Origin of the sequence: uncultured Escherichia sp., from assembly GCF_948475835.1 — a bacterium.
Lineage (GTDB): Bacteria > Pseudomonadota > Gammaproteobacteria > Enterobacterales > Enterobacteriaceae > ECMA0423.
Genome location: NZ_CAOLGM010000010.1, coordinates 22,290 through 45,818, shown reverse-complemented (window position 1 = coordinate 45,818; position 23,529 = coordinate 22,290). Strand labels below are relative to the sequence as shown.

Here is a 23,529-nt window from a genome sequence, read left to right as displayed (position 1 = left end):
ATACTGCCGCCATCACTTAAAAACAGGATACAACAATGAACGACAGTGAATTTCATCGCCTGGCTGATCAACTGTGGCTGACCATTGAAGAGCGTCTGGACGACTGGGATGGCGACAGCGATATCGACTGCGAAATCAACGGCGGCGTGCTGACCATTACCTTTGAAAACGGCAGCAAAATCATTATCAACCGCCAGGAACCGCTGCACCAGGTATGGCTGGCAACCAAACAAGGCGGCTACCATTTTGATCTGAAAGGCGATGAGTGGATTTGCGATCGCAGCGGCGAAACCTTCTGGGATTTGCTGGAACAGGCGGCGACACAGCAGGCGGGTGAAACAGTCAGTTTCCGCTAAGATTGCATGCCGGATAAGCCTCGCTTTCCGGCACGTTCATCACGAAAAATATTGCTGTAATAGCGGCGTATCGTGATCCTGATTGGCAGGCGGCATGTTACCGATAGATTTTGTGCGGAACGGAATCACCTGTTCACGACCATCAACCTTCACAATCTGATAGAACTGCGGCAGGTTGAAGTTGATGAAGCTTGAGCCGTAGGTGAAGCGGTCGTGCGATGACGAGTAGAAGCGACTGACGTCACGCACCAGTTCCTCTTTGCTGCCTTCGCAGTGGTGATACACCTCAACCCGGTTGCTTTCGTCGAGAATGTAGATATTAAAGCCATTCTCGTCTTGCGTTTCTTCGAAGAAGAACTGGATGATCCCTTCACTAGCAAAGCCGTCCACCACCGCCGGTAATTTGACGTGATTGGTTTCAACCTGCACTGACAGGCCGTGCAGTTTGTTATGCGAAATAGCGCCATAAAACTCGATGGCGTTCTCCAGCTTCTGTACCGATACATTCAGGCGTTCGAAGAACAAGCCCCAGGTTTGACCAGAAACGCGCAGCGCCTTGAAACGCCCGGTTTCCTGGCGGGTGCTGGAAAGGCGCAGTTCAATACACTCAGAAACCAGTTGCTGCACGCGAGTACGGATTAACCCGCGCAGATGCTGGCTATAACAGAAGACTTCCACGCTATCTGGCGGTGCGGCGTCCTGATGCATTTTGCCGAGAATAGTTTTCAGGGCTTCGATCATCGATTGCTCGCCGTTGAAGTGCAGCGTACGCACTTCGTTCCACGAGTTGCGGTACAGCAGGTCAACGCTACCTACCAGGCAATTTTGATTCTCGCCAAAGCTGAAGACATCCAGCTTACGGAAATCAAAATGCACCACCTGATTGCGGAACGCCGCTGTCGGGTCATATTCCAGGTTAACGATAATCGCCAGATGGCGGATCTCACACGGGCTGTAGAGCGCCTTCGGTGTCGGTGCAGGTAAGCGCAGCGGGAAATGGTGCGACACGTCGGCGACCATCTCCTGCAACTTAGGCAAATCGACAATGCCGTTACCTTTAATATACAAACGGGTGCGCGAGGTCAGCAGGCCGTTAAACCATGCCCACGCCACCAGTTTGTTCAGGTAACGGTTATATTCCAGCGGCTGATGGCTGATGATCGACTCAATATTTGGCGCGCGGTTATACAGATACCAACCTGAACGGTTAGCACGGCCCGGCGGCACATAAATAAAGGTCAGATTCGGTTCCGAGAGATCGGGTGAAATCTGCGGGTTTACCAGCGTCACTTTACCTGGTAATGCTTCAAACGCGGCATACAGCTTACGCGTCAGCACGCCGATATCCTGCGGACTGGCGGAGACGCTAAGGTTATTGCGACGCGCAAAGCGGATCAGATTACGGTAGCTCTGCATCATCGCGTCGAGCAACTCGTTGTGCGCCTCACGCACCTGATCAATCTTCCAGTTAGCGCGGTTATCGAGCATTGCCAGACGAGCTTCGTCCCAACCCCACTCGCTCACTAACTGGCTCAACACTGCGCGACGCCAGCCTACACAGGCGCGTTCACGGCTGAGCTTTTCGCACACTTTTAAATAGAAGCAGCGACGTACTAAATCCAGACGGGTAAAATCTTCAATCGCCGTCAGGTATTCAGTAACACGCTCCAGCATCATGCAGTATGGATCGAGACCAAACGATACAATCTCGCCGTCGTGCAAACGCTGTTTGATATCTTTCGCCAGCAGACGTGGGTTCGGGTATTCCCAGGAATAGGCTTCCAGCAGCAGTGTTTTCAGTACCGCTTTGTATGGGGAATCGATACTCTTGTAGAGCTGCCAAAGGCTGGCACCAAAGTACTCTTCAGCAGAAAGCGAGCTTAAGCCACCGAGATCCAGCCATTCATTTGGCGTCAGCACGCCCTGCGCGTAAAGCGTCATCACATAGTCGTCGTAATGCTCTTCTTCGTCGCACGGCACCATATTCCACAGAATACGCTTACCGGCGAGACGCACGGCGGTACGATAAAATTCGTCAAGCAGCAGTATATGCTGGGTGGAGCCACAATCTTCGCCCCCCAGGCTGCCGCTTTCATTATGACGGAAGCGGTTTTCATCAATCAGGAAGAAGCTGACTTCCACACCCAGCGAGGCGGCCCAGCTTTCCAGCAGACTACATTTACGTTGTAGTAACTGGCGCTCTTCGCTATCGAGCCAGGATTGATGACAGACCCAGATATCCAGGTCAGAGGAACAACTTTGCCCTACGGACGAGGTGCTGCCCATGGTGTATACACCAGTAATTGGAAGCTCACCTTTCGGTGGGTCCTGTACTGACATTCCACGATACAGTTCAAGCTCGTTCAGGTAGTGGCGTTGAGTTTCATCAGGCGTGTAAAGGCAAATGCCTTTGGGAACGTTACCATCAAGGTAACCCGGCATTAGCGGATGGTGATAGTGCAACAATGTCGGCAGTAGACTGTAGACCTGTTGGAATGCAGGCCCCATAGCAGCAAGCGCGCGATCCACACGCAATTGATTTATGGCATCCAGTCTCTGTTTCAGAGTCTCAATATAGAGGTACAAGACGTATCGCCTGATTTGCTACCCGTCATGACTGTGATTCCGCCAACATCAACGGTAACACGCGGCATTCGGGATATTTCGTATGTCAAAGGTAACCGTTACCACTTTTCGCGCCTGGTTTTTTTAGTTTCACGACGAAAAAATGGTCTAAAACGTGATCAATTTAACACCTTGCTGATTGACCGTAAAGAAAGATGCGCTACATACAAGTGTAGCACCGTTTATTCTCTGTAAATTCCTTATTACGACGGCGTGAAACGCCTGTCAGGATCCACTGCCAGACCTCATTTTACGATTTGCGCAGGCGTCTACGTTTCACCACAACACTGACATCACTCTGGCAAGGATGTTAGGATGGACCACGGATGATAATGACGGTAACAAGCATGTTAGACAATGTTTTAAGAATTGCCACACGCCAAAGCCCACTTGCACTCTGGCAGGCACACTATGTCAAAGACAAGTTGATGGCGAGCCATCCGGGCCTGGTGGTTGAACTGGTACCGATGGTGACGCGCGGCGATGTGATTCTTGATACGCCGCTGGCGAAAGTAGGCGGAAAAGGCTTATTTGTAAAAGAGCTGGAAGTCGCGCTCCTGGAGAATCGCGCCGATATCGCCGTACATTCAATGAAAGATGTGCCGGTTGAATTCCCGCAAGGTCTGGGGTTGGTCACTATTTGTGAGCGTGAAGATCCTCGCGATGCCTTTGTGTCCAATAATTATGACAGTCTGGATGCGTTACCGGCAGGCAGTATCGTCGGGACGTCCAGTTTACGTCGCCAGTGCCAACTGGCTGAACGCCGCCCGGATCTGATTATCCGCTCCCTGCGCGGCAACGTCGGCACTCGCCTGAGCAAACTAGATAACGGCGAATACGATGCCATCATTCTTGCCGTAGCCGGACTAAAACGTTTAGGTCTGGAGTCCCGCATTCGCGCCGCGTTACCACCCGAGATTTCTCTTCCGGCGGTAGGACAAGGTGCAGTCGGTATTGAATGCCGCCTTGATGATACGCGCACTCGCGAGCTGCTTGCCGCGCTGAATCACCACGAAACTGCACTGCGCGTTACCGCAGAACGCGCCATGAATACCCGTCTCGAAGGTGGATGTCAGGTGCCAATTGGTAGCTACGCCGAGCTTATTGATGGTGAAATCTGGCTGCGTGCGCTGGTCGGCGCGCCGGACGGTTCGCAGATTATTCGCGGTGAACGCCGCGGTGCGCCGCAAAATGCCGAACAAATGGGGATTTCGCTGGCAGAAGAGCTACTGAATAACGGCGCGCGCGAGATCCTCGCTGAAGTCTATAACGGAGACGCCCCGGCATGAGTATCCTGGTCACCCGCCCGTCTCCCGCTGGAGAAGAGTTAGTGAGCCGTCTGCGCACACTGGGGCAGGTGGCCTGGCATTTTCCGCTGATTGAGTTTTCTCCGGGTCGACAATTACCGCAACTTGCTGATCAACTGGCGGCGCTGGGGGAGAGCGATCTGTTGTTTGCCCTCTCGCAACACGCGGTTGCTTTTGCCCAATCACAGCTGCATCAGCAAGATCGTAAATGGCCCCGACTACCTGATTATTTCGCCATTGGACGCACCACCGCACTGGCGCTACATACCGTAAGCGGACAGAAGATTCTCTACCCGCAGGATCGGGAAATCAGCGAAGTCTTGCTACAATTACCTGAATTACAAAATATTGCGGGCAAACGTGCGCTGATATTACGTGGCAATGGCGGTCGTGAGCTAATTGGGGATACCCTGACAGCGCGCGGTGCTGAGGTCACTTTTTGTGAATGTTATCAACGATGCGCAATCCATTACGATGGTGCAGAAGAAGCGATGCGCTGGCAATCCCGCGAGGTGACGATGGTCGTTGTTACCAGCGGTGAAATGTTGCAGCAACTCTGGTCGCTGATCCCACAATGGTATCGTGAGCACTGGTTACTACACTGTCGACTATTGGTCGTCAGTGAGCGTTTGGCGAAACTCGCCCGGGAACTGGGCTGGCAAGACATTAAGGTCGCCGATAACGCTGACAACGATGCGCTTTTACGGGCATTACAATAACTCTCATAACAGGAAGCCATAATGACGGAACAAGAAAAAACCTCCGCCGTGGTTGAAGAGACCAGGGAGGCCGTGGACACCACGTCACAACCTGTCGCAACAGAAAAAAAGAGTAAGAACAATACCGCATTGATTCTCAGCGCGGTGGCTATCGCTATTGCTCTGGCGGCGGGCGTCGGTTTGTATGGCTGGGGTAAACAACAGGCCGTCAATCAGACCGCCACCAGCGATGCCCTGGCTAACCAACTGACGGCATTGCAAAAAGCCCAGGAGAGCCAAAAAGCCGAGCTGGAAGGCATTATTAAGCAACAAGCTGCACAGCTTAAGCAGGCGAATCGTCAGCAAGAAACGCTGGCAAAACAGTTGGATGAAGTCCAACAAAAGGTCGCCACCATTTCCGGCAGCGATGCTAAAACCTGGCTGCTGGCTCAGGCCGATTTTCTGGTGAAACTCGCCGGACGGAAGCTGTGGAGCGATCAGGACGTCACGACCGCTGCAGCGTTGCTGAAAAGTGCAGATGCCAGCCTGGCGGATATGAATGACCCGAGTCTGATTACCGTTCGTCGGGCAATTACCGATGATATCGCCAGCCTTTCTGCAGTTTCGCAGGTGGATTATGACGGCATCATCCTTAAGCTTAATCAGCTTTCAAATCAGGTAGATAACCTGCGTCTGGCCGATAATGACAGCGATGGTTCGCCGATGGATTCCGACGGTGAAGAGCTTTCCAGTTCCATCAGCGAATGGCGTATCAATCTGCAAAAAAGCTGGCAGAACTTTATGGACAACTTCATTACGATTCGCCGTCGTGATGACACCGCCGTACCGCTGTTAGCGCCAAATCAGGATATCTATCTGCGCGAAAATATTCGCTCTCGCCTGCTGGTCGCAGCACAAGCTGTACCGCGTCACCAGGAAGAGACTTATCGCCAGGCGCTGGAGAACGTCTCCACCTGGGTACGAGCTTACTACGATACTGATGATGCCACCACCAAAGCGTTCCTCGACGAGGTGGACCAGTTAAGCCAGCAAAATATCTCGATGGATCTTCCGGAAACCCTGCAAAGCCAGGCGATGCTGGAAAAACTGATGCAGACCCGCGTGCGTAACCTGCTGGCACAACCGGCAGCGGGGACAACGGAAGCTAAACCTGCACCTGCACCTGCACCTGCACCTGCACCTGCACCTGCACCGCAAGGTGATACTCCGGCAGCCGCGCCGCAAGGAGAATAACCATGCTAAAAGTGTTATTACTCTTTGTTTTGCTGATTGCGGGGATAGTGGTTGGCCCGATGATTGCCGGTCATCAGGGTTACGTGCTGATCCAGACTGACAACTACAATATCGAAACCAGCGTCACGGGCCTGGCGATTATTTTGATTCTGGCGATGGTAGTGCTGTTTGCCATTGAGTGGCTACTGCGGCGGATCTTCCGCACAGGCGCACACACACGTGGGTGGTTTGTCGGACGTAAGCGTCGCCGTGCCCGTAAGCAGACCGAACAGGCGCTGCTGAAACTGGCGGAAGGCGATTATCAGCAAGTTGAAAAGCTGATGGCGAAAAATGCCGATCACGCGGAACAACCGGTGGTGAACTATCTACTGGCTGCCGAAGCCGCGCAACAACGTGGTGATGAAGCACGCGCCAACCAACATCTGGAACGCGCAGCAGAGCTGGCCGGCAATGACACCATTCCGGTAGAAATCACCCGTGTACGTCTGCAACTGGCCCGTAATGAAAACCATGCTGCACGCCACGGCGTGGATAAGCTGCTGGAAGTTACGCCACGCCATCCGGAAGTATTACGTCTGGCGGAACAGGCGTATATCCGCACAGGTGCATGGAGTTCTCTGCTGGATATCATCCCATCAATGGCGAAAGCCCATGTTGGTGATGAAGAACATCGTGCAATGCTGGAACAACAGGCATGGATTGGCCTGATGGATCAGGCGCGTGCCGATAACGGTAGTGAAGGTTTGCGTAACTGGTGGAAAAACCAAAGCCGGAAAACGCGTCATCAGGTAGCGTTGCAGGTGGCAATGGCGGAACATCTTATTGAATGTGACGATCATGATACTGCCCAGCAAATTATCATCGATGGCCTGAAACGCCAGTACGACGATCGCCTACTGCTGCCGATTCCTCGACTGAAAACCAACAATCCGGAACAGCTGGAAAAAGTGCTGCGCCAGCAGATCAAAAACGTCGGCGATCGCCCGCTGTTGTGGAGCACACTGGGCCAGTCACTGATGAAGCACGGAGAATGGCAGGAAGCATCGCTCGCCTTCCGCGCGGCGCTGAAACAACGTCCGGACGCCTACGATTACGCATGGCTTGCCGACGCGCTGGACAGACTGCACAAGCCGGAAGAAGCTGCAGCGATGCGTCGCGACGGTTTGATGTTAACGTTGCAGAACAACCCACCACAGTAGTTCCTTCTCACCCGGAGGCAAGCACCTCCGGGACCTTTCTGATGCATAAAAAAACGCCTGCTCTTATTACGGAGCAGGCGTTAAAACAGGTCTGTATGACAACAAGTGGGTGCTTCACTCAACGTTGTGTCCATGGTGTCTGATGAGGCATAAGCGACATCTGTCAGTGGACGATAAGCACCGTAAACGGCTCTGCGTCATTCCGGAGTTTATGAGGCACTAAGGCGAACATAAGAGATGGAATGAGCATCTACCCGTTTATTATGCCACAGAGAATCGGGAAATAACATCCCTTAACACTTGTTATGAGATAATTCTGTAATCCTCTTTGCTTCCTGAGTAATAACTTCCTGAGTGAATATTTAACCTGAGCTTGATCCTACACATACTTATTATGAATGATAAAATTCATTCAATTAATAACACATATATTAATTGCCGTTAAAACTAAAAAAAGCATCAATAATCAACGCGATATAATAAACCTGCCTTACATATCAACTGCGCCAGAGGTAGGATTGAAAACGCTCTCCTGATTTTCCAATTCATTTTCTGGATAAATAAATAATTTATTTTTGTCACTATTATTTATGTAATCATCCTGTCAGGGAGAGGGATCTCAATTATCAATGCTTAATTACGTCATCATTTTGATGACATGAAACCGGAGCATTTTGCATGGAATTTTCGTTTTCACCCAAACTTTTTGTTGTTGCTGTCGCCGCCGCTCTTCCTCTCATGGCCAGCGCAGCAGATACCCCGTCAACTGCCACCGCACGCAAAGGCTTTGCCGGATACGATCACCCAAACCAGTATCCACAGAACGCTGCAATTTATTGAATTTGCACGATCATGTAGGCCGGATAAGGCGTTTACGCCGCATCCGGCAATCAACCGCAGGCGGCCACAAAATGGCCGCTTTTTTACTTATTCACCACCAGCAAATGTGCCTGCATAATGTCACTGGCCGGGCGACCGTGCGCCAGCAAATCAGCCATTGCTTTAAGATATGGCGGTAGATGGCGGAAATAACGCTGATACCCGGCACACAAATAATTCAGCCCCGGTTTGCCGCTGGCATCGAGCATGAAGCGGTGTTTCGGGCAGCCTCCCCAGCACGCTTTTAACACGTTACAACTGCGACACTGCGCCGGTAATTGCTTAAATTTATCTTCACCAAACACCTGCTGTTGCGGGGAATCGATCATTTCTGCAATTGTTTGCTGATGCATATTCCCCAGCCGATATTGCGGATAAACATAGTGATCGCAGGCGTAAACGTCGCCGTTGTGCTCAACAATCACCGAGCGCCCACAGGTTGGCTGATGATGGCAAACCGCACCCGGCGCACCGACAAAATTGGCAAACGCCCATTCGATATTCATCACGAAAATCTTGCCGACGTCGCGTTTGATCCAGTGGTCGAATATCGCCACCAGAAATTCACCAAATTCATCGGGGCGCACCGACCATTCCGTCAGTTCCCCCTGAATATCACCAGGCGCATGTAGTTTCAGTCCATCGCTGGCAGCTGTTTCATCAGCCAGGCGCTCGACCACCGGAATAAACTGGATGAATTCGACTCCCGCATCGCACAAAAAATCATAAACCTGCAACGGTTGCTGCGCGCTGGTGCGGTTGACGCAGACCAGCACGTTATAGTCGACATGATGTTTTTGCAGCAGCGTCAGGGCACGCATCACCAGCTTATGCGTTGGTCTGCCACCTTTGGTCACGCGATATTGATTGTGGATCTCAGCCGGACCGTCCAGCGATAACCCAACAAGAAAATGATTTTCTGCCAGAAATGCACACCATTTATCATCGAGCAGCACGCCGTTAGTCTGGAAGCTGTTACTTATCTTCCTGCCAGCACCGTATTTCGCCTGTAACTTTACGGCACGGCGGTAAAAATCCAGCCCGAGTAACGTTGGTTCGCCGCCCTGCCAGGTAAAAGCCACTTCGTTTTGCGGTTCGCTGGCAGCGATATAGTGACGGACATACGCTTCCAGCGTGTCATCGTCCATATGCGTGACTGGCTTTTCGCGGTAAAGGGATTGTTTTTCGAGATAAAAACAGTAGTCACAGTTCAGATTACAATCGGAACCACTCGGTTTCGCCATCACATGAAAAGCACGCGTTGGAACCTGTTGCAGCATGGTCACTCCTTGCCTGAAGTCATCCTTCAATACGTTAAGGGCGAAATCATACCGTGGGGCAATGAGTTATTACGGGCGTTTATTGCGAAGGGAGGGTGACGAAATGCACAGAAAACAAAAAACCCCGCCGAAGCGGGGTTCAAAATTGGTCGGCGAGAGAGGATTCGAACCTCCGACCCACTGGTCCCAAACCAGTTGCGCTACCAAGCTGCGCTACTCGCCGAAATACTGCTTTTTGAATTTTTAGTTCAATTCTTTAAAGTCGTGGTGCGAGGGGGGGGACTTGAACCCCCACGTCCGTAAGGACACTAACACCTGAAGCTAGCGCGTCTACCAATTCCGCCACCTTCGCATTGTCACAACTTCTAATAATGGGGTGGCTAATGGGATTCGAACCCACGACAACTGGAATCACAATCCAGGGCTCTACCAACTGAGCTATAGCCACCACTACAAATCTTGTTACGCGGTATTACTACCACCGCAGCTCAAGCGCCGGGACTAAATGGCGCGCCCGACAGGATTCGAACCTGAGACCTCTGCCTCCGGAGGGCAGCGCTCTATCCAGCTGAGCTACGGGCGCTTAGCGCCGTTGCGGGGGTGGATAATACGGACTTCCCACCCCTCTGTCTAGTCCCTTTTTAAATAAATTGCGCGTTTGGTTACGGTTTGTGCGTTTTGCTGCTTATTCCTCCAGTTTATGCGCTTTCCCGTGGCGATTAAGGCCAAAAACTTTATAAATCGCCGTCACCGCCAGCATAAAGATGATGCCAACAAACAGCGACATACGCGTATCTTCATTAAAGTACATGCCGATCAAAACGCAAATCAGGAATGCCATTGTTACGTAGTTGGCCCACGGGAACAGGATTGAGCGGAACGGATGGCTGGCAATCGCCGCTTTATGTGCACGCCGAAAACGCAGCTGGCTTATCAATATCACAAACCATGGCACCATCCCCGGAAGCACGCTGGCACTGTAGACGTAGACAAACACACGCTGCGGATTGGGAATGATGTAGTTCAGGCATGAGCCAATTAGCAGAATAGCAATAGATACTGCCACACCCGCAACGGGTACGCCGTGACGGGAAACTTTCGCCATCGCCGCCGGTAACTGACGGTTTTTCGCCAGTGCGTAGAGCATACGTCCGCAACTGTACATGCCGCTGTTACAGCCAGAGAGCGCAGCCGTCAGCACCACAAAGTTGATAATGCCCGCCGCTGCGGTAATACCGATTTTGGCAAAAGTCAGTACGAACGGGCTGCCGTTGCTGCCTATTTCATTCCACGGGAAGATGGTGACGATAACGAAAATCGCGCCTACGTAGAAAATCAGGATCCGCCACAGCACCTTGCCTACGGCACTGCGCAGCGTCACCTGCGGATTCTTCGCTTCACCGGCAGTAATGCCAATCAGCTCCACGCCCTGGTAGGACGCCACCACAATACACAGCGCGGTCAGGAACCCTTTCCAGCCACCCGCAAAGAAACCGCCATGCTCTGTGAGATTGCTAAAACCAATCGACTGCCCGCCATTGCCAAAGCCAAAGAAAATCACGCCCAGGCCAATGACAATCATCACGATAATCGTGGTGACTTTGATCATCGCGAACCAGAACTCGATTTCGCCGTACAACCGCACCGCCGCCAGATTCGCCAACGCCACCAGCGCCACTGCGATCAATGCGGGTATCCACTGCGCCATCTCCGGGAACCAGAACTGGACATAAACGCCAATGGCGGTGATTTCTGAGATCCCCACCGCCATCCACATAAACCAATAAGACCAGGCGGTGAGATAACCAAAGAACGGGCTCATATAACGATGCGCATAAACGGCGAACGAACCGGTAACCGGTTCGAGGAACAACATTTCGCCCATTGAACGCATGATGAAAAAGACGAATAGCCCGGCGATGATATAGGCCAACAATACGGATGGCCCGGCCCATTTCAAGGTACTGGCGGCCCCCATAAACAGGCCGACGCCAATGGTGCCCCCCAGGGCGATGAGTTCGATATGTCGAGCTTCCAGCCCACGCTGTAGCTCTGGTTTGTTATCTGCCATAAATCCTCGTGTTGTGTTTGCATGCTTTCCGGTGTTACCGGTTATCGTTATGGGTACATCGAGTGTTGCGAATGTTTTCGTAATTCAGGAGAAATGGCAAATAAAGCATTAAAAATTTGAATGCTTTGTGTAATAAAAAAGCAGACAGGCGACGGAGTGACCACTCCGTCGCTTTACAAAGAGAGGAAAATCAGAGGTTGCCGGTGTAGTGCCAGCGTAAATAACGCAGCAAACGAAGCTGACGCTTAATGCGGCTCGGCTGCGAAAGCAGGCGGTAGAGCCACTCCAGTCCCAGCGTTTGCCAGATTTTCGGTGCGCGTTTTACGTGACCGGTGAAAACATCGTAAGTCCCGCCAACGCCCATATACAGCGCATCTGGATGCACCAGACGGCAGTCGCGCATGAAGATCTCCTGCTTTGGCGATCCCATCGCAACGGTGACGATTTGCGCTCCGCTGGCATGAATGCGTTCAAACAGCGCCTGACGCTGCTCGGGTTTAAAATAACCATCCTGACTGCCAACGATATTCACATTCCATTGGTTGCGCAGTTTAGCTTCAGTTTGCGCCAGCACTTCAGGTTTACCGCCCACAAGAAATACCGGCGTCCCTTCTTTGCCTGCGCGCGCCATCAGCTCTTCCCAGAGATCGGCACCGGCAACGCGGGAAACCTGCGCCTGCGGGTACTTTTTACGTACTGAACGTACAACGCTGATGCCATCCGCATATTTAAATTCGGCAGCGTTAATTAACTCCCTGACCTCGGCGTTATCTTCAATGGTCAGCATTTTTTCGGCATTAATGGCAACCAGCGTTCCCTGCTTAAGCTGCCCGTCAGCAAACAGATAATCGAGGGCGTGCTGCATATCACGCCAACCAATCAACTGTAAGCCACGCAGCGTATAGGTCGGTGCCGTGGTGTTGTTATTCATTGTTATCCTTCAACCTGCGTCCGGAGCGATGATTTTGTACGTTTATGAATGAGTCCGGCGCTTTCAAAAAGCCAGTACAACAGTTTTGCGATCATCAGACATGCGCCGAAGACCACGATAAAAAAGACTACGCGTGAGACAAACGAATCCAGCCCTTCACGTGCCAGCACGATCATATTGAAGATCGCCCCAAAGCAGAAACTGTGCAATATCGCAGCCTTATAGCGATTAGTCTCGCGGTTGCCCAGCTCATACAGCCAGTCGAACCATTTGATGATCAGTCCAACCACAATCGCCCCGAGTGGGATGAACAACGCGCCGCCCATCACCACCAGTGAGCCTATAAGCGTAGGCGAGATCGCCAGTCCGGAGTGGTTATTCAGCACTTCCCAGGTAAAGTAGTTGGCTGAGTTCAGCACCATACTCGGGCGACCCGGCCACAGCCAGGAAGGGATAAAGACATAGAAATCGCGGACAATTGGAGCCAGGCCCTGGAAGTCGATGTTGTCGTAGTTCTGCAACAGCAACGCCAGATTCTCCCATGGCGAGAAGGTGTCGCGAGTGAGATAGAGAAACGTATAGAACGCTTCATCGCCGCTCACATTCATTCCATAGCGTTTTAGCGCCAGCCAGAACATGCCCACAATCCCCAGCACGCCCGCCGCCGCCAGCATCCACAACGAAATCCAGCCGCGAATAATGCCAATAAACAGGAAGATAGCGAATGCGATGATGATATTGGCGCGAGTGCCGCCGACAATCATATAAGTCAGCAAGCCAAAGGCGACCGTGCTGACGAGGAAAAACAGCCACGCTTTGCTATCCTGGCGCAGAAAGTAGACCACCAGCATCGCCGGGATGAAAAAGTAAAAGAAGCGTTTTAACGCCACGCCGGAGACTTCACTGGAGAAGATCTGACTGTAGGAGTTAAGCCGGAACAGCAAAAAGCCGTTGTGCATGAAGAAGATGCCGACGCTTACCAGCGCGATGCCCATCAGGATCACCCACGTAAGATTGGTCTCCACGCGGTTCATGGTAAACAGCGGACGGCGCGGTACATCAGCAACGCGTTTGCGTAGGCGGGTTTTGTAGGTGACATAGTAAACCGCGTAGAAGCAGCCCGCAGAAAGCAACGCCTGCAACAAGATTTCTGGCGGCGCGACACCAACATCAAAGCGAAATACCAGCACGCTGGTCAGCGGGAAGCCGAAGAAAAAGGTGAGCAAAAACAGCAATGAAAAGAAGACATTGAAGTTAAAGCGCACACGGCGAAACTCAAACCAGGTCAGCGTGGCAATAAACAGCGTGCAGAGCAGCCAGACAACAAACAGGCCACTGAATTGCAGCAGACTCATGCGACCTCCCCGGCGGCAATCGCCAACGCCCGCTGCCAGCCTTGTAGATAGTTAGGGCTAAAGAAGGCAATGGTGTTTTTATCCACCGACGCCAACTGGCGCTGCGCTTCACGCACAATATCCTCGTTGAGATCGTCGGTAGTAAACAGCACCGGCAAATGCTGTTCCGTCATATCCTGCCAGAACGGATTTTCCCGGTTAAGCACACAGGGAATGCCCGCCTGAATCAGTAAGCACAGCGTACCAATGCCCTGCTGGCGGGCAAAAATAAAGTAACCAAGATCGCACTGACGAAGTAGCGCCAGATAGGCGTCAAATTCCAGTTTTTCGCTCAAAATTTGCAGATTTTCTTCGCTGAATAACTCCAGCCCCGCCTGACGAACTTCCTCAATGTACGCTTCGTTATTAGGCGGATATCCCATCGGCACCACCACTTTTACCGTATCGCCAAATTGCTGATGAACGGCGCACAAGGCAGCAATATGGTCATTGCTGCGGTCACCGGAGTTCCCCACCAGAATGGTCATTTTCCCTTCACGTTGCCGATCGTTCGCCATCGTATTGAGAGAAGGGTCCATCCGCGTCGGGAAGTACAGCAGTTCGCCCCGCACCTTTGGATGCGTTTTGGCAAAAAAGCTCAAATCGCCGCGGGTGGCAAATACACAGCCGACTCGCTTTTGCGCCAGGCGACGTAGTGGGTAAAAAAGCTTATATCTCAAGCCACTGGAAAGCTCATACAGGTCTGCCCCCCAGATATGCCAGAAAAACTGGCTGGGCTTAATGCCACCACTCAGCAGAGCCAGCCACAGTGTGGGATTGAACTGACCGTGGAAGAAAAAACGCTGCTGACGGTTAGCTTTTGCTTTCGCGATGACCGCTTCCGCCAGCGATTTTTTCCCAGGGAAAAATTGCACAGAAAGCGCCGGACAGCTATCACTTAAGCCGTCGTCCTTGCCAACAACCATAAACTCGCGCGCGTGCTCGCTCGTCGCGGCCAGCGCGTCATTGAAAAACCGCAAAACGGTTCGGTTATGGTGAGGGATATCCGATCCCAGTACGTGAATCAGTACAGTCATGCCCGCCTACGCCAGAGTAAAAACACGCCACAACAAAGAGAAAAATAGACGATATAAGTTGCCATATATGCCTGCGCCGCGCCCAGTGCACCATGCGCAGGGATTAGCCAGTGGGCAAATACCATCAATAAAGTGAACTGGCTGATTTCCGCCAGAATATAAAACCGCAATGACGCTTTGGCGATCACCAGATAACCAAAGACATAAGCGCCCACTTTTAACACATCACCCACTAACTGCCAGGCAAAGAGATCGCGCATAGCGGTAAATTTATTCGACAACAGCAACCAGATAGCAAAATCACGCAGCAGCCAGACGGTAAAACTCGCCGCCGCCACTGCCGGTAAGACGAATTTCAGCGATTTAACCACTTCCCGGGTGATATCGCGCTTTTCCGTTAGCCGCGACAACGTGGGCAGCAAATATACGCTGAACGATGCCGTAATAAATTGCAGGTAGGCATCGGAAATACTGCTCACCCCTTGCCAGATCCCCACCTCATCCCAGCTATACTGCGCCGCCAGCAGTTTACGCATCATGATGTAAGCAACAGGCAAGGTCACCGACGTAATCAACGCCATGAGCGTAAATTTGCTCAACTGCCCTGCCAGACCGTTATCCCAACTGGGTTTCAGATAGCTTAACGGGATGACACCACGTTTGATCAACATGATGGCGGCAGGAATCACCACCAGCGCGGGAATCAGCGCCAGACCCAGCAACGCCCCTTCATAACCGCCCAAACGGTAACTGACGTAGTACGCGAGAACGCCAATCAAGCTGCCGACAATCAGCGATAACGCATTACCTGCGGCATCGCGAAAGCCTTTCATCAGCGCCAGTAACAGGTTGCCCCAGGCGATCCCCATTTGCACCAGCGCCACTAAACGCACCAGCCCCTGATAGTCGGTATTACCAAACAATCCCTGGCTGATTGGCGCAGCTGCCAGCACAAAAACCAGCGCCATCAGCGTAGAGAAACCAAGTACCATCGCTGATGAAGTGCCGACCACGCGGCGCAGCTGTTGCGGATTATCATGGTACTGGGCAACGTATTTGGTTACACCGTTAAAGATGCCAGCTCCGGCAAGCACGCCGAGCACGGTAATCAACTGGCGGAAATTTGCCGCCAGCCCAAGCCCCGCCGGACCAAATGACACAGCCAGCAACTTACCGACCAGTAACCCGGCACCAATCTTGACCAGTGTACTGGCCGCCGTCCACAAGGACGCTTTTGCCAACGACATATCAGGAGAAGTAGTTCAACAAAGTCGCAATTACCGTACGCTGATTGACGGGCGACAGGTTGTAGAACAGCGGCAGGCGCAGCAGGCGCTCGCTCTCTTTGGTGGTGTAGCGATCTTCACCGTGGAACTCACCAAAGCGTTCCCCCGCAGGGCAACCGTGCAGCGGAATGTAATGGAACACCGCCATGATTTCCGCTTCTTTCAGAAAGTTAATCAACGCGCTCCGGTCATCAATATCCCGCAGTTTAATGTAGAACATATGCGCGTTCTGCACGCAGCCATCGGGAATCGACGGCAGCTCGATACGCCCGGCTTTCGCCAGAGGCGCTAACGCATCGTAGTAGTTTTGCCACAGCGCCAGACGTTGCTGGTTGATACGATCCGCTGCTTCCAGTTGCGCCCACAGGTACGCAGCTTGCAGATCGGACATCAAATAGCTGGAGCCAATATCGCGCCAGGTATATTTATCGACCTGACCACGGAAGAACTGGCTGCGGTTAGTGCCCTTTTCACGGATGATCTCGGCTCGTTCGATTAACGCTTTATCGTTAATCAGCGTCGCGCCGCCTTCACCACCCGCCGTATAGTTTTTGGTTTCATGGAAGCTAAAGCAGCCAATATGACCAATGGTTCCCAGTGCACGCCCTTTGTAAGTGGATATCACGCCCTGAGCGGCATCTTCTACCACAAACAGATTATGCTTTTTCGCCAACGCCATAATGGTGTCCATTTCGCAGGCCACACCCGCGTAATGGACCGGCACGATAACGCGCGTTTTGTCGGTGATCGCCGCTTCAATCAGCGTTTCGTCGATGTTCATGGTGTCCGGGCGAACATCCACAAAAACGATTTTTGCGCCACGCAGCACAAAGGCATTGGCGGTGGAGACAAAGGTGTAGCTCGGCATGATCACTTCATCGCCAGGCTGGATATCGAGCAGCAGCGCCGCCATCTCCAGCGAAGCGGTGCAGGACGGCGTCAGTAACACTTTGGCGCTGCCAAAACGTTGCTCCAGCCACTGCTGGCAGCGACGGGTAAAACCGCCATCGCCACACAGTTTGCCGCTACCCATTGCCGACTGCATATAGTCGAGTTCGGTTCCCACCACCGGCGGTGCGTTAAATGGAATCATGTGATCACCTGTATAACCAGTACGCGGTGCTTTCTACATTCGCACCACTTTGTATGTATCGTTTAAGCGCGGCGGTGTTGCCCATTTGGGTCGCCACCCGCAAAGTTGTTTTACCGCGAGCATACGCCCAGTTTAGCGCCGTTTGCATCAGCTCAGCACCTACACCGCGTCCAGCCAGCAGGCCAATTCGCGCATCTGTCGCATTGAGTTCCCGTAAAGAGACATAACCGCGAATACCGCCGGACGCCGCACGTAAAATCAGACATTGATGATCAAAGGTGCCGCGCACGGCATTTTCAATCCACTGTGCATAAAAGCGTCTGCTGGCGTCAGGCGCATACCACGGCGCACGAAAACGGCTTTGCGCAAATGCGGCGCTGGCTAACTGACGTAATGCGGGAATATCGGTCTCTTGTGCCACTACAGCACCACTATCACTGACATTGTTCACGGGTAGTGCCAAATCAACTTCACCTTCTACCAGGGAGAATCCCAGCTGTTGCAGGGCATCCAGTTCACCCGTATTTGATGCCGCAATTTTGGCCTGCACCCGTGACCACGGCGCTAACACGTCTGGCGTCAGGAGCGGTGCTTCAGACGTAATGCGCACGATGGCGCTGTTAACACCAAAGAAGGCGTTTTCCCAGGTTAGTGGCTCAATACTGGCGCGGACGGGCACGAAGTAACTCCAGCAGATATTGGCCGTAGCCAGTTTTCGCTAATGAACTGGCAGCACGCTTCACACCCTCGTCATCGAGCCAGCCGTTACGCCAGGCGATCTCTTCCAGGCAGGCAATCTTAAAGCCCTGGCGTTTTTCTACTGTCTGCACAAAGGTACTGGCTTCAATCAGGCTGTCGTGAGTGCCAGTGTCCAGCCAGGCAAATCCGCGCCCGAGCAGTTCAACGGTCAGGTTGCCCGCCTTGAGGTACATCTGGTTGATGGAGGTAATCTCCAGTTCACCACGCTCCGACGGCTTCACCTGCTTTGCGTACTCCACGACTTTACTGTCGTAGAAATAAAGCCCGGTCACCGCCCAGTTTGACTTCGGCTGTTTTGGCTTTTCTTCCAGCGAGATAGCGCGGAAATTGTCGTCAAACTCCACCACGCCAAAGCGTTCCGGGTCCATCACCTGATAGCCAAATACCGTCGCCCCTTCCGTGCGCGCCGCAACATGACGCAGCTTCGGACTGAAGCCCTGACCGAAGAAGATGTTATCGCCCAGCACCAGACAAGAAGGTTCACCGTTGAGGAAGGTTTCACCGATGATAAAGGCCTGCGCCAGACCGTCCGGGCTGGGCTGTTCGGCGTATTCCAGCTGGATACCGAACTCACTACCATCGCCCAGCAGGCGCTGGAAATAACCTTTATCTTCCGGCGTAGTGATGATGAGAATTTCGCGGATACCGGCCAACATCAGCACCGACAGCGGATAGTAAATCATTGGCTTATCGTAAATCGGCAACAGTTGCTTCGATACGCCGCGCGTAATCGGATGCAATCGGGTGCCGGAACCGCCCGCCAGGATAATACCTTTCATGTTTGCCTCCGCTGAAAATTAGCCTTTCAGACCTAAACGCTCGCCCTGATAGCTGCCGTCCTGCACCTGCTTCCACCAGCTTTCATTAGCCAGATACCACTGCACCGTTTTACGCATTCCACTTTCAAAGGTTTCCTGTGGCAGCCAACCAAGTTCACGGGCAATTTTCGAAGCATCAATGGCATAACGCAGATCATGCCCCGGACGGTCAGCGACAAAGGTGATCAAGTCACGATAGTGCGCCACGCCGTGCGGCTTGTTCGGAGCCAGTTCTTCCAGCAGCTCGCAAATGGTTTCCACAACATCGAGATTCTTACGCTCGTTGTGACCACCAATATTATAGGTTTCACCGACTTTCCCGGTGGTCGCCACGCAATACAGCGCGCGGGCGTGATCTTCCACATACAGCCAGTCACGGATTTGCTGCCCGTTGCCATATACCGGCAGCGGTTTACCCGCCAGCGCGTTGAGGATCATCAGCGGGATCAGTTTTTCCGGAAAGTGGTAAGGACCGTAGTTATTCGAGCAGTTGGTGATCAGCGTCGGCAGACCGTAGGTCCGCAGCCAGGCGCGCACCAGATGGTCGCTGCTGGCTTTTGACGCGGAATAAGGGCTGCTCGGCGCATACGGCGTGGTTTCGGTGAAGAAATCATCCGTCGAGTGCAGGTCACCATATACTTCGTCGGTGGAGATATGATGAAAACGGAACGCTGATTTTTTATCTTCCGTCAGCGTATTCCAGTAAGCCCGCGCCGCTTCAAGCAATGTATAAGTCCCGACAATGTTGGTTTCAATAAACGCTGCCGGGCCGTCAATAGAACGGTCAACATGGCTTTCGGCTGCCAGATGCATGACACAGTCTGGCTGATGCTCAGTGAATACGCGTGCCAGTTCTGCCCGATCGCAGATATCAACTTTCTCAAAGGCAAAGTGCTCGCTTTGCGCGACCGGTGCCAGCGACATCAGGTTTCCGGCGTAGGTCAGCTTATCGACCACTACCACCGCATCGCTCGTTTCGTTGATGATATAACGCACCAGCGCCGAGCCAATAAACCCGGCACCACCTGTTATCAGAATTTTTCTCATCAGCGCCAGACTCCTTTGGCATCGACGACATACTGCTGATGGACATTGTCGCCATTGATAACTTTGAACTGACTATGATCGACCAGCATCACCAGCACGTCTGCCGTTGCCAGCGCCTCGTCAAGCTGCGCCAGAGTACAAAGCCCGGTCAGTTTTTTCGGCAACTGGTGGATGTTAGGCTCAACAACCAGAGTTTCGCCGCTATGCCACTGGGCGATCAGTTCAGCGATTTCCATCGCCGGGCTTTCGCGCAGGTCATCAATATTCGGTTTAAACGCCAGACCAAAGCAGGCGATTTTCAGTTCACTGGCGCGTTTATCGGTAGCAGCAAGGCAGTCGGCAACCGCCGCTTTCACCTGATCGATAACCCAGAACGGTTTGTGATCGTTAACTTCGCGCGCGGTACGGATAAGCCGCGCCTGCTGGGGGTTCTGTGCCACGATAAACCACGGATCAACAGCAATGCAGTGACCGCCCACGCCAGGGCCAGGCTGAAGAATATTAACGCGAGGGTGACGATTCGCCAGGCGAATCAGTTCCCAGACGTTAATCCCCTGATCGGCACAAATCAGCGACAATTCATTAGCAAAAGCGATATTCACATCGCGGAAGCTGTTTTCGGTGAGCTTACACATTTCCGCCGTCCGCGAGTTAGTGACGACACACTCACCTTCGAGGAAAATTTTGTACAGTTCGCTGGCGCGGGTCGAACAAACCGGCGTCATACCACCAATCACGCGATCGTTTTTAATCAGCTCGACCATAACCTGGCCCGGTAACACGCGTTCCGGGCAGTAAGCAATGTTGACGTCCGCCTGCTCGCCCACCTGCTGTGGGAAAGTGAGATCCGGACGCATCTCTGCTAACCATTCTGCCATCTTCTCGGTTGACCCCACCGGCGAGGTGGATTCAAGGATCACCAGCGCGCCTTTTTTCAGCACTGGCGCAATGGAGCGAGCAGCCGATTCAACGTAGGTCATATCTGGCTCATGATCGCCTTTAAACGGCGTGGGTACAGCAATCAGCCAGGCATCCGCTTCAACTGGCGTCGTGCTCGCTCGTAAAAAACCGCCTTCTACGGCAGTTTTTACTACGCTCGCCAAATCAGGCTCGACGATATGGATTTCGCCACGATTGATGGTATCAACCGCGTGTTGGTTGATATCGACACCAATCACCTGTTTTTGCCGTGAGGCAAACGCTGCTGCTGTAGGCAGCCCGATGTAACCCAGTCCGATAACAGAAATGGTCGCAAAACTCATAGTGATATCCGATTATTTTTTAACGCTTCCAGAATGCGAGAGCATGCCTGACCATCACCATACGGGTTATGGGCGCGGCTCATAGTTTGATATTCGTTTTCGTCTTTTAAAAGACGCGTCACTTCCTCGACAATTCGCTGCTTATCCGTGCCTACCAGACGCACCGTACCCGCCGTCACCGCTTCCGGACGCTCAGTGGTATCGCGCATCACCAGCACCGGTTTCCCCAGCGAAGGCGCTTCTTCCTGAATGCCGCCTGAGTCGGTCAAAATCAGCCAGGCGTGGTTCATCAGCCAGACAAACGGTAAATACTCCTGGGGATCGATCAGAATGACATTTTTCACATGCCCCAGAATGCGATTGACCGGCTCTCTGACGTTCGGGTTGAGATGCACCGGATAGACAATCTGGATGTCCTGGTGCGTGGTGGCGATGTCTGCCAGCGCGTGGCAGATTTCTTCAAAGCCACGACCGAAACTTTCACGCCTGTGACCGGTCACCAGAATCATCTTTTTATCGGGGTCGATAAACGGGTAATTTGCCGCCAGTTCTGAACGCAGCGTGTCGCTGCTCATCACCTGATCACGCACCCATAACAGTGCATCAATGACTGTATTACCAGTAATGAAGATTCGGCTATCCGCAACGTTTTCACGCAGCAAGTTTTGCCGGGAAGTTTCGGTTGGAGAGAAGTGATACATCGCCAGATGCCCGGTCAATGTACGGTTAGCCTCTTCCGGCCACGGCGAATAGAGATCGCCCGTGCGTAAACCAGCCTCAACGTGACCAACAGGAATACGCTGATAAAACGCCGCCAGGCTGGTTGCCAGCGTCGTTGTTGTGTCGCCGTGAACCAGCACGACGTCTGGTTTGAACTCGGCAAGAATAGGTTTTAGCCCTTCCAGAATCCGACAGGTTATCTCTGTCAGGCCCTGTCCTGGCTGCATTATGTTGAGATCGTAGTCAGGTACAATGGAAAAGAGTTTCAGCACCTGATCGAGCATCTCCCGATGCTGCGCAGTGACGCAAACTTTAGCCTCAAAAAAAGGATCTTTTGCCAACGCATGCACCAACGGAGCCATCTTGATGGCTTCCGGGCGCGTACCAAATACAGTCAGTACTTTCACATCGATTCTCTTCGAATAAGCGGCGAGCGCCTTTGCGCTCGCCGCAGCAGTGTTGCTATTTCGAGCAACGGCGGGTTAATGCGACACCAGCCCCGATCAGCCCCCCGACAATGCCCCACATAATCATCAGGAAGGCACGACGTGGGCTATCGCGTTTTACCGGTTCTTCCGGCGTACGCAAATAGCGATAGGTCTGAAAACGCGGATCCAGGGTTGGACCAACATTCAGGGTGTTTAACATGGCCCGATTCTGATCATAGTCGAGATCAAAGGCCGGACCGACGGCCTGTAAATTTTCCAGTCGAGCCTGGAGCATTGGACGCCCAAGCAGGAACATTTCTGAATCAGGTAATTCCTCGGCAGGCACATCTGTCGCACTGCGCGAAATATTATGCTGCTCAGCAATTTTCAGCGCCTGCTCAATGCTGTTCATCCGGCGGTCGTAGATGGCTTTCGCCACCTCTTCCTGACGCTTCACCTGAGCTTTCATCTGGATGGTGCGTGCCGCCCATGCGCCTTTCAGCTCATCATTCAGATGGCTGGCTGCACGCTGGCTGGCAAAAGCAACATACTGACGTAACAGGTTATTAGCGTCAGGCGCGGTTTCGGCAATAAGCTTCACGCTGTCATTGACCGCGCGGGTAAAGTCTCCGGGGATAAACTGGATGTTGTTAATCATTTCATCCAGCAACGCCGCATCGGCTTTGCTGTTGCCCACCATCCGCTGTTTGTAATAGTCGGTTTGCAGCCAGAACTCTCTGCGGGTATCCCACGAGGCCAGTTGCATAACAAACTCTTTATAGGCTTCGTCCATGACCGATGGTTGGTCGGCAGAAGCCATGTTTGAACGGGCATCCAGGTTACGCAAAAATTGCTGCTGCGAGTAATATCCCCCCAGCATATTCACCGTTGGACGATCGGTAATCGCCGTCGCGCTCCACTCCTGACGAGCAAAAAAAGTATACGCCAGCGCGATTAACGCAAACGCCAGCCCCATGCCAATAATCCATAGCTTCCCAGCCCACAAGGTACGAAACAACCCACGAATATCCAGTTCATTTTCAGCGTCTTCGGCCGGTTTCCCAGGCATTGGTTGTGTCATCACA

Annotated in this window: 19 protein-coding genes, 4 tRNA genes and 1 pseudogene; 6 read left to right on the top strand and 18 right to left on the bottom strand. The window is 52.7% G+C overall.

Annotated features, from left to right (window positions below; genetic code table 11):
* Positions 1-35: 35 nt before the first annotated feature.
* Positions 36-356 (top strand): iron donor protein CyaY, encoded by a 321-nt coding sequence (gene cyaY, locus QZF50_RS03850; protein ID WP_000999947.1) that lies wholly within the window; start codon positions 36-38, stop codon positions 354-356.
* Positions 357-395: 39 nt separating this feature from the next.
* On the opposite strand, the gene cyaA is transcribed toward cyaY, so the two are convergent.
* A complete protein-coding gene (gene cyaA / locus QZF50_RS03845; RefSeq protein WP_000281680.1) occupies positions 396-2,942 on the bottom strand; it encodes a class I adenylate cyclase in 2,547 nt (848 codons plus the stop codon).
* 386 nt (positions 2,943-3,328) lie between these two features.
* On the opposite strand from cyaA, the gene hemC reads away from it, so the two are divergent.
* The 5 genes and pseudogenes from hemC to QZF50_RS03820 all read left to right on the top strand — a co-directional run.
* On the top strand, positions 3,329-4,270 hold the full coding sequence (hemC, locus tag QZF50_RS03840) for a hydroxymethylbilane synthase (protein ID WP_001307481.1): 942 nt from the start codon (positions 3,329-3,331) through the stop codon (positions 4,268-4,270).
* Positions 4,267-5,007, top strand: coding sequence for a uroporphyrinogen-III synthase (gene hemD / locus QZF50_RS03835; RefSeq protein WP_000026061.1), 741 nt, complete (start codon positions 4,267-4,269; stop codon positions 5,005-5,007). The genes hemC and hemD overlap by 4 nt, the downstream gene beginning before the upstream one ends.
* A gap of 21 nt (positions 5,008-5,028) precedes the next feature.
* Entirely contained in the window at positions 5,029-6,240 is a 1,212-nt protein-coding gene (hemX, locus tag QZF50_RS03830; protein ID WP_000139044.1) for a uroporphyrinogen-III C-methyltransferase, read from the top strand.
* Positions 6,241-6,242: 2 nt separating this feature from the next.
* Positions 6,243-7,439: a protoheme IX biogenesis protein HemY gene (gene hemY, locus QZF50_RS03825; protein ID WP_000921791.1), complete on the top strand. Its 1,197-nt coding sequence runs from the start codon at positions 6,243-6,245 to the stop codon at positions 7,437-7,439.
* A gap of 678 nt (positions 7,440-8,117) precedes the next feature.
* Positions 8,118-8,255: pseudogene (locus tag QZF50_RS03820) on the top strand (arylsulfatase); the annotation flags it as partial.
* Between the two features lie 107 nt (positions 8,256-8,362).
* On the opposite strand, the gene QZF50_RS03815 reads toward QZF50_RS03820, so the two are convergent.
* From QZF50_RS03815 to wzzE, 17 genes are all read right to left on the bottom strand, one after another.
* The gene (locus QZF50_RS03815) at positions 8,363-9,598 is read right to left on the bottom strand and encodes an anaerobic sulfatase maturase (RefSeq protein WP_000941530.1); all 1,236 of its coding nucleotides are present in this window, start codon (positions 9,596-9,598) and stop codon (positions 8,363-8,365) included.
* Between the two features lie 146 nt (positions 9,599-9,744).
* Positions 9,745-9,821: transfer RNA gene (locus QZF50_RS03810), tRNA-Pro, on the bottom strand.
* A gap of 42 nt (positions 9,822-9,863) precedes the next feature.
* Positions 9,864-9,950: transfer RNA gene (locus QZF50_RS03805), tRNA-Leu, on the bottom strand.
* Positions 9,951-9,970: 20 nt separating this feature from the next.
* Positions 9,971-10,046, bottom strand: a tRNA-His gene (locus tag QZF50_RS03800).
* A gap of 58 nt (positions 10,047-10,104) precedes the next feature.
* Positions 10,105-10,181: transfer RNA gene (locus QZF50_RS03795), tRNA-Arg, on the bottom strand.
* A 102-nt stretch (positions 10,182-10,283) separates the two neighbouring features.
* On the bottom strand, positions 10,284-11,669 hold the full coding sequence (locus QZF50_RS03790) for an amino acid permease (RefSeq protein WP_000774731.1): 1,386 nt from the start codon (positions 11,667-11,669) through the stop codon (positions 10,284-10,286).
* A 190-nt stretch (positions 11,670-11,859) separates the two neighbouring features.
* Entirely contained in the window at positions 11,860-12,600 is a 741-nt protein-coding gene (gene wecG, locus QZF50_RS03785; RefSeq protein ID WP_001064038.1) for a lipopolysaccharide N-acetylmannosaminouronosyltransferase, read from the bottom strand.
* A gap of 2 nt (positions 12,601-12,602) precedes the next feature.
* On the bottom strand, positions 12,603-13,955 hold the full coding sequence (gene wzyE, locus QZF50_RS03780) for an ECA oligosaccharide polymerase (protein WP_000055132.1): 1,353 nt from the start codon (positions 13,953-13,955) through the stop codon (positions 12,603-12,605).
* The gene (gene rffT / locus QZF50_RS03775; protein WP_000217240.1) at positions 13,952-15,031 is read right to left on the bottom strand and encodes a TDP-N-acetylfucosamine:lipid II N-acetylfucosaminyltransferase; all 1,080 of its coding nucleotides are present in this window, start codon (positions 15,029-15,031) and stop codon (positions 13,952-13,954) included. Before rffT ends, wzyE begins: the two co-directional genes overlap by 4 nt.
* The gene (gene wzxE, locus QZF50_RS03770; RefSeq protein ID WP_000050260.1) at positions 15,028-16,278 is read right to left on the bottom strand and encodes a lipid III flippase WzxE; all 1,251 of its coding nucleotides are present in this window, start codon (positions 16,276-16,278) and stop codon (positions 15,028-15,030) included. Before wzxE ends, rffT begins: the two co-directional genes overlap by 4 nt.
* A 1-nt stretch (position 16,279) precedes the next feature.
* Positions 16,280-17,410 carry a dTDP-4-amino-4,6-dideoxygalactose transaminase gene (rffA, locus tag QZF50_RS03765; RefSeq protein ID WP_000612036.1) on the bottom strand — a complete coding sequence of 377 codons (1,131 nt, stop codon included), beginning with the start codon at positions 17,408-17,410 and terminating at the stop codon, positions 16,280-16,282.
* Between the two features lie 4 nt (positions 17,411-17,414).
* Positions 17,415-18,089: a dTDP-4-amino-4,6-dideoxy-D-galactose acyltransferase gene (gene rffC / locus QZF50_RS03760; protein WP_001145196.1), complete on the bottom strand. Its 675-nt coding sequence runs from the start codon at positions 18,087-18,089 to the stop codon at positions 17,415-17,417.
* The gene (rfbA, locus tag QZF50_RS03755) at positions 18,067-18,948 is read right to left on the bottom strand and encodes a glucose-1-phosphate thymidylyltransferase RfbA (RefSeq protein ID WP_061892613.1); all 882 of its coding nucleotides are present in this window, start codon (positions 18,946-18,948) and stop codon (positions 18,067-18,069) included. Before rfbA ends, rffC begins: the two co-directional genes overlap by 23 nt.
* An 18-nt stretch (positions 18,949-18,966) precedes the next feature.
* Positions 18,967-20,034, bottom strand: a complete 1,068-nt coding sequence (gene rffG, locus QZF50_RS03750; protein ID WP_001226587.1) for a dTDP-glucose 4,6-dehydratase — start codon at positions 20,032-20,034, stop codon at positions 18,967-18,969.
* Positions 20,034-21,296 (bottom strand): UDP-N-acetyl-D-mannosamine dehydrogenase, encoded by a 1,263-nt coding sequence (gene wecC / locus QZF50_RS03745; RefSeq protein ID WP_000006625.1) that lies wholly within the window; start codon positions 21,294-21,296, stop codon positions 20,034-20,036. The genes rffG and wecC overlap by 1 nt, the downstream gene beginning before the upstream one ends.
* Positions 21,293-22,423, bottom strand: coding sequence for a UDP-N-acetylglucosamine 2-epimerase (non-hydrolyzing) (wecB, locus tag QZF50_RS03740; RefSeq protein WP_000866672.1), 1,131 nt, complete (start codon positions 22,421-22,423; stop codon positions 21,293-21,295). The genes wecC and wecB overlap by 4 nt, the downstream gene beginning before the upstream one ends.
* A gap of 55 nt (positions 22,424-22,478) precedes the next feature.
* Complete coding sequence (wzzE, locus tag QZF50_RS03735) at positions 22,479-23,525, bottom strand: ECA polysaccharide chain length modulation protein (protein ID WP_001299252.1); 1,047 nt, start codon at positions 23,523-23,525, stop codon at positions 22,479-22,481.
* Between the last annotated feature and the right edge of the window lie 4 nt (positions 23,526-23,529).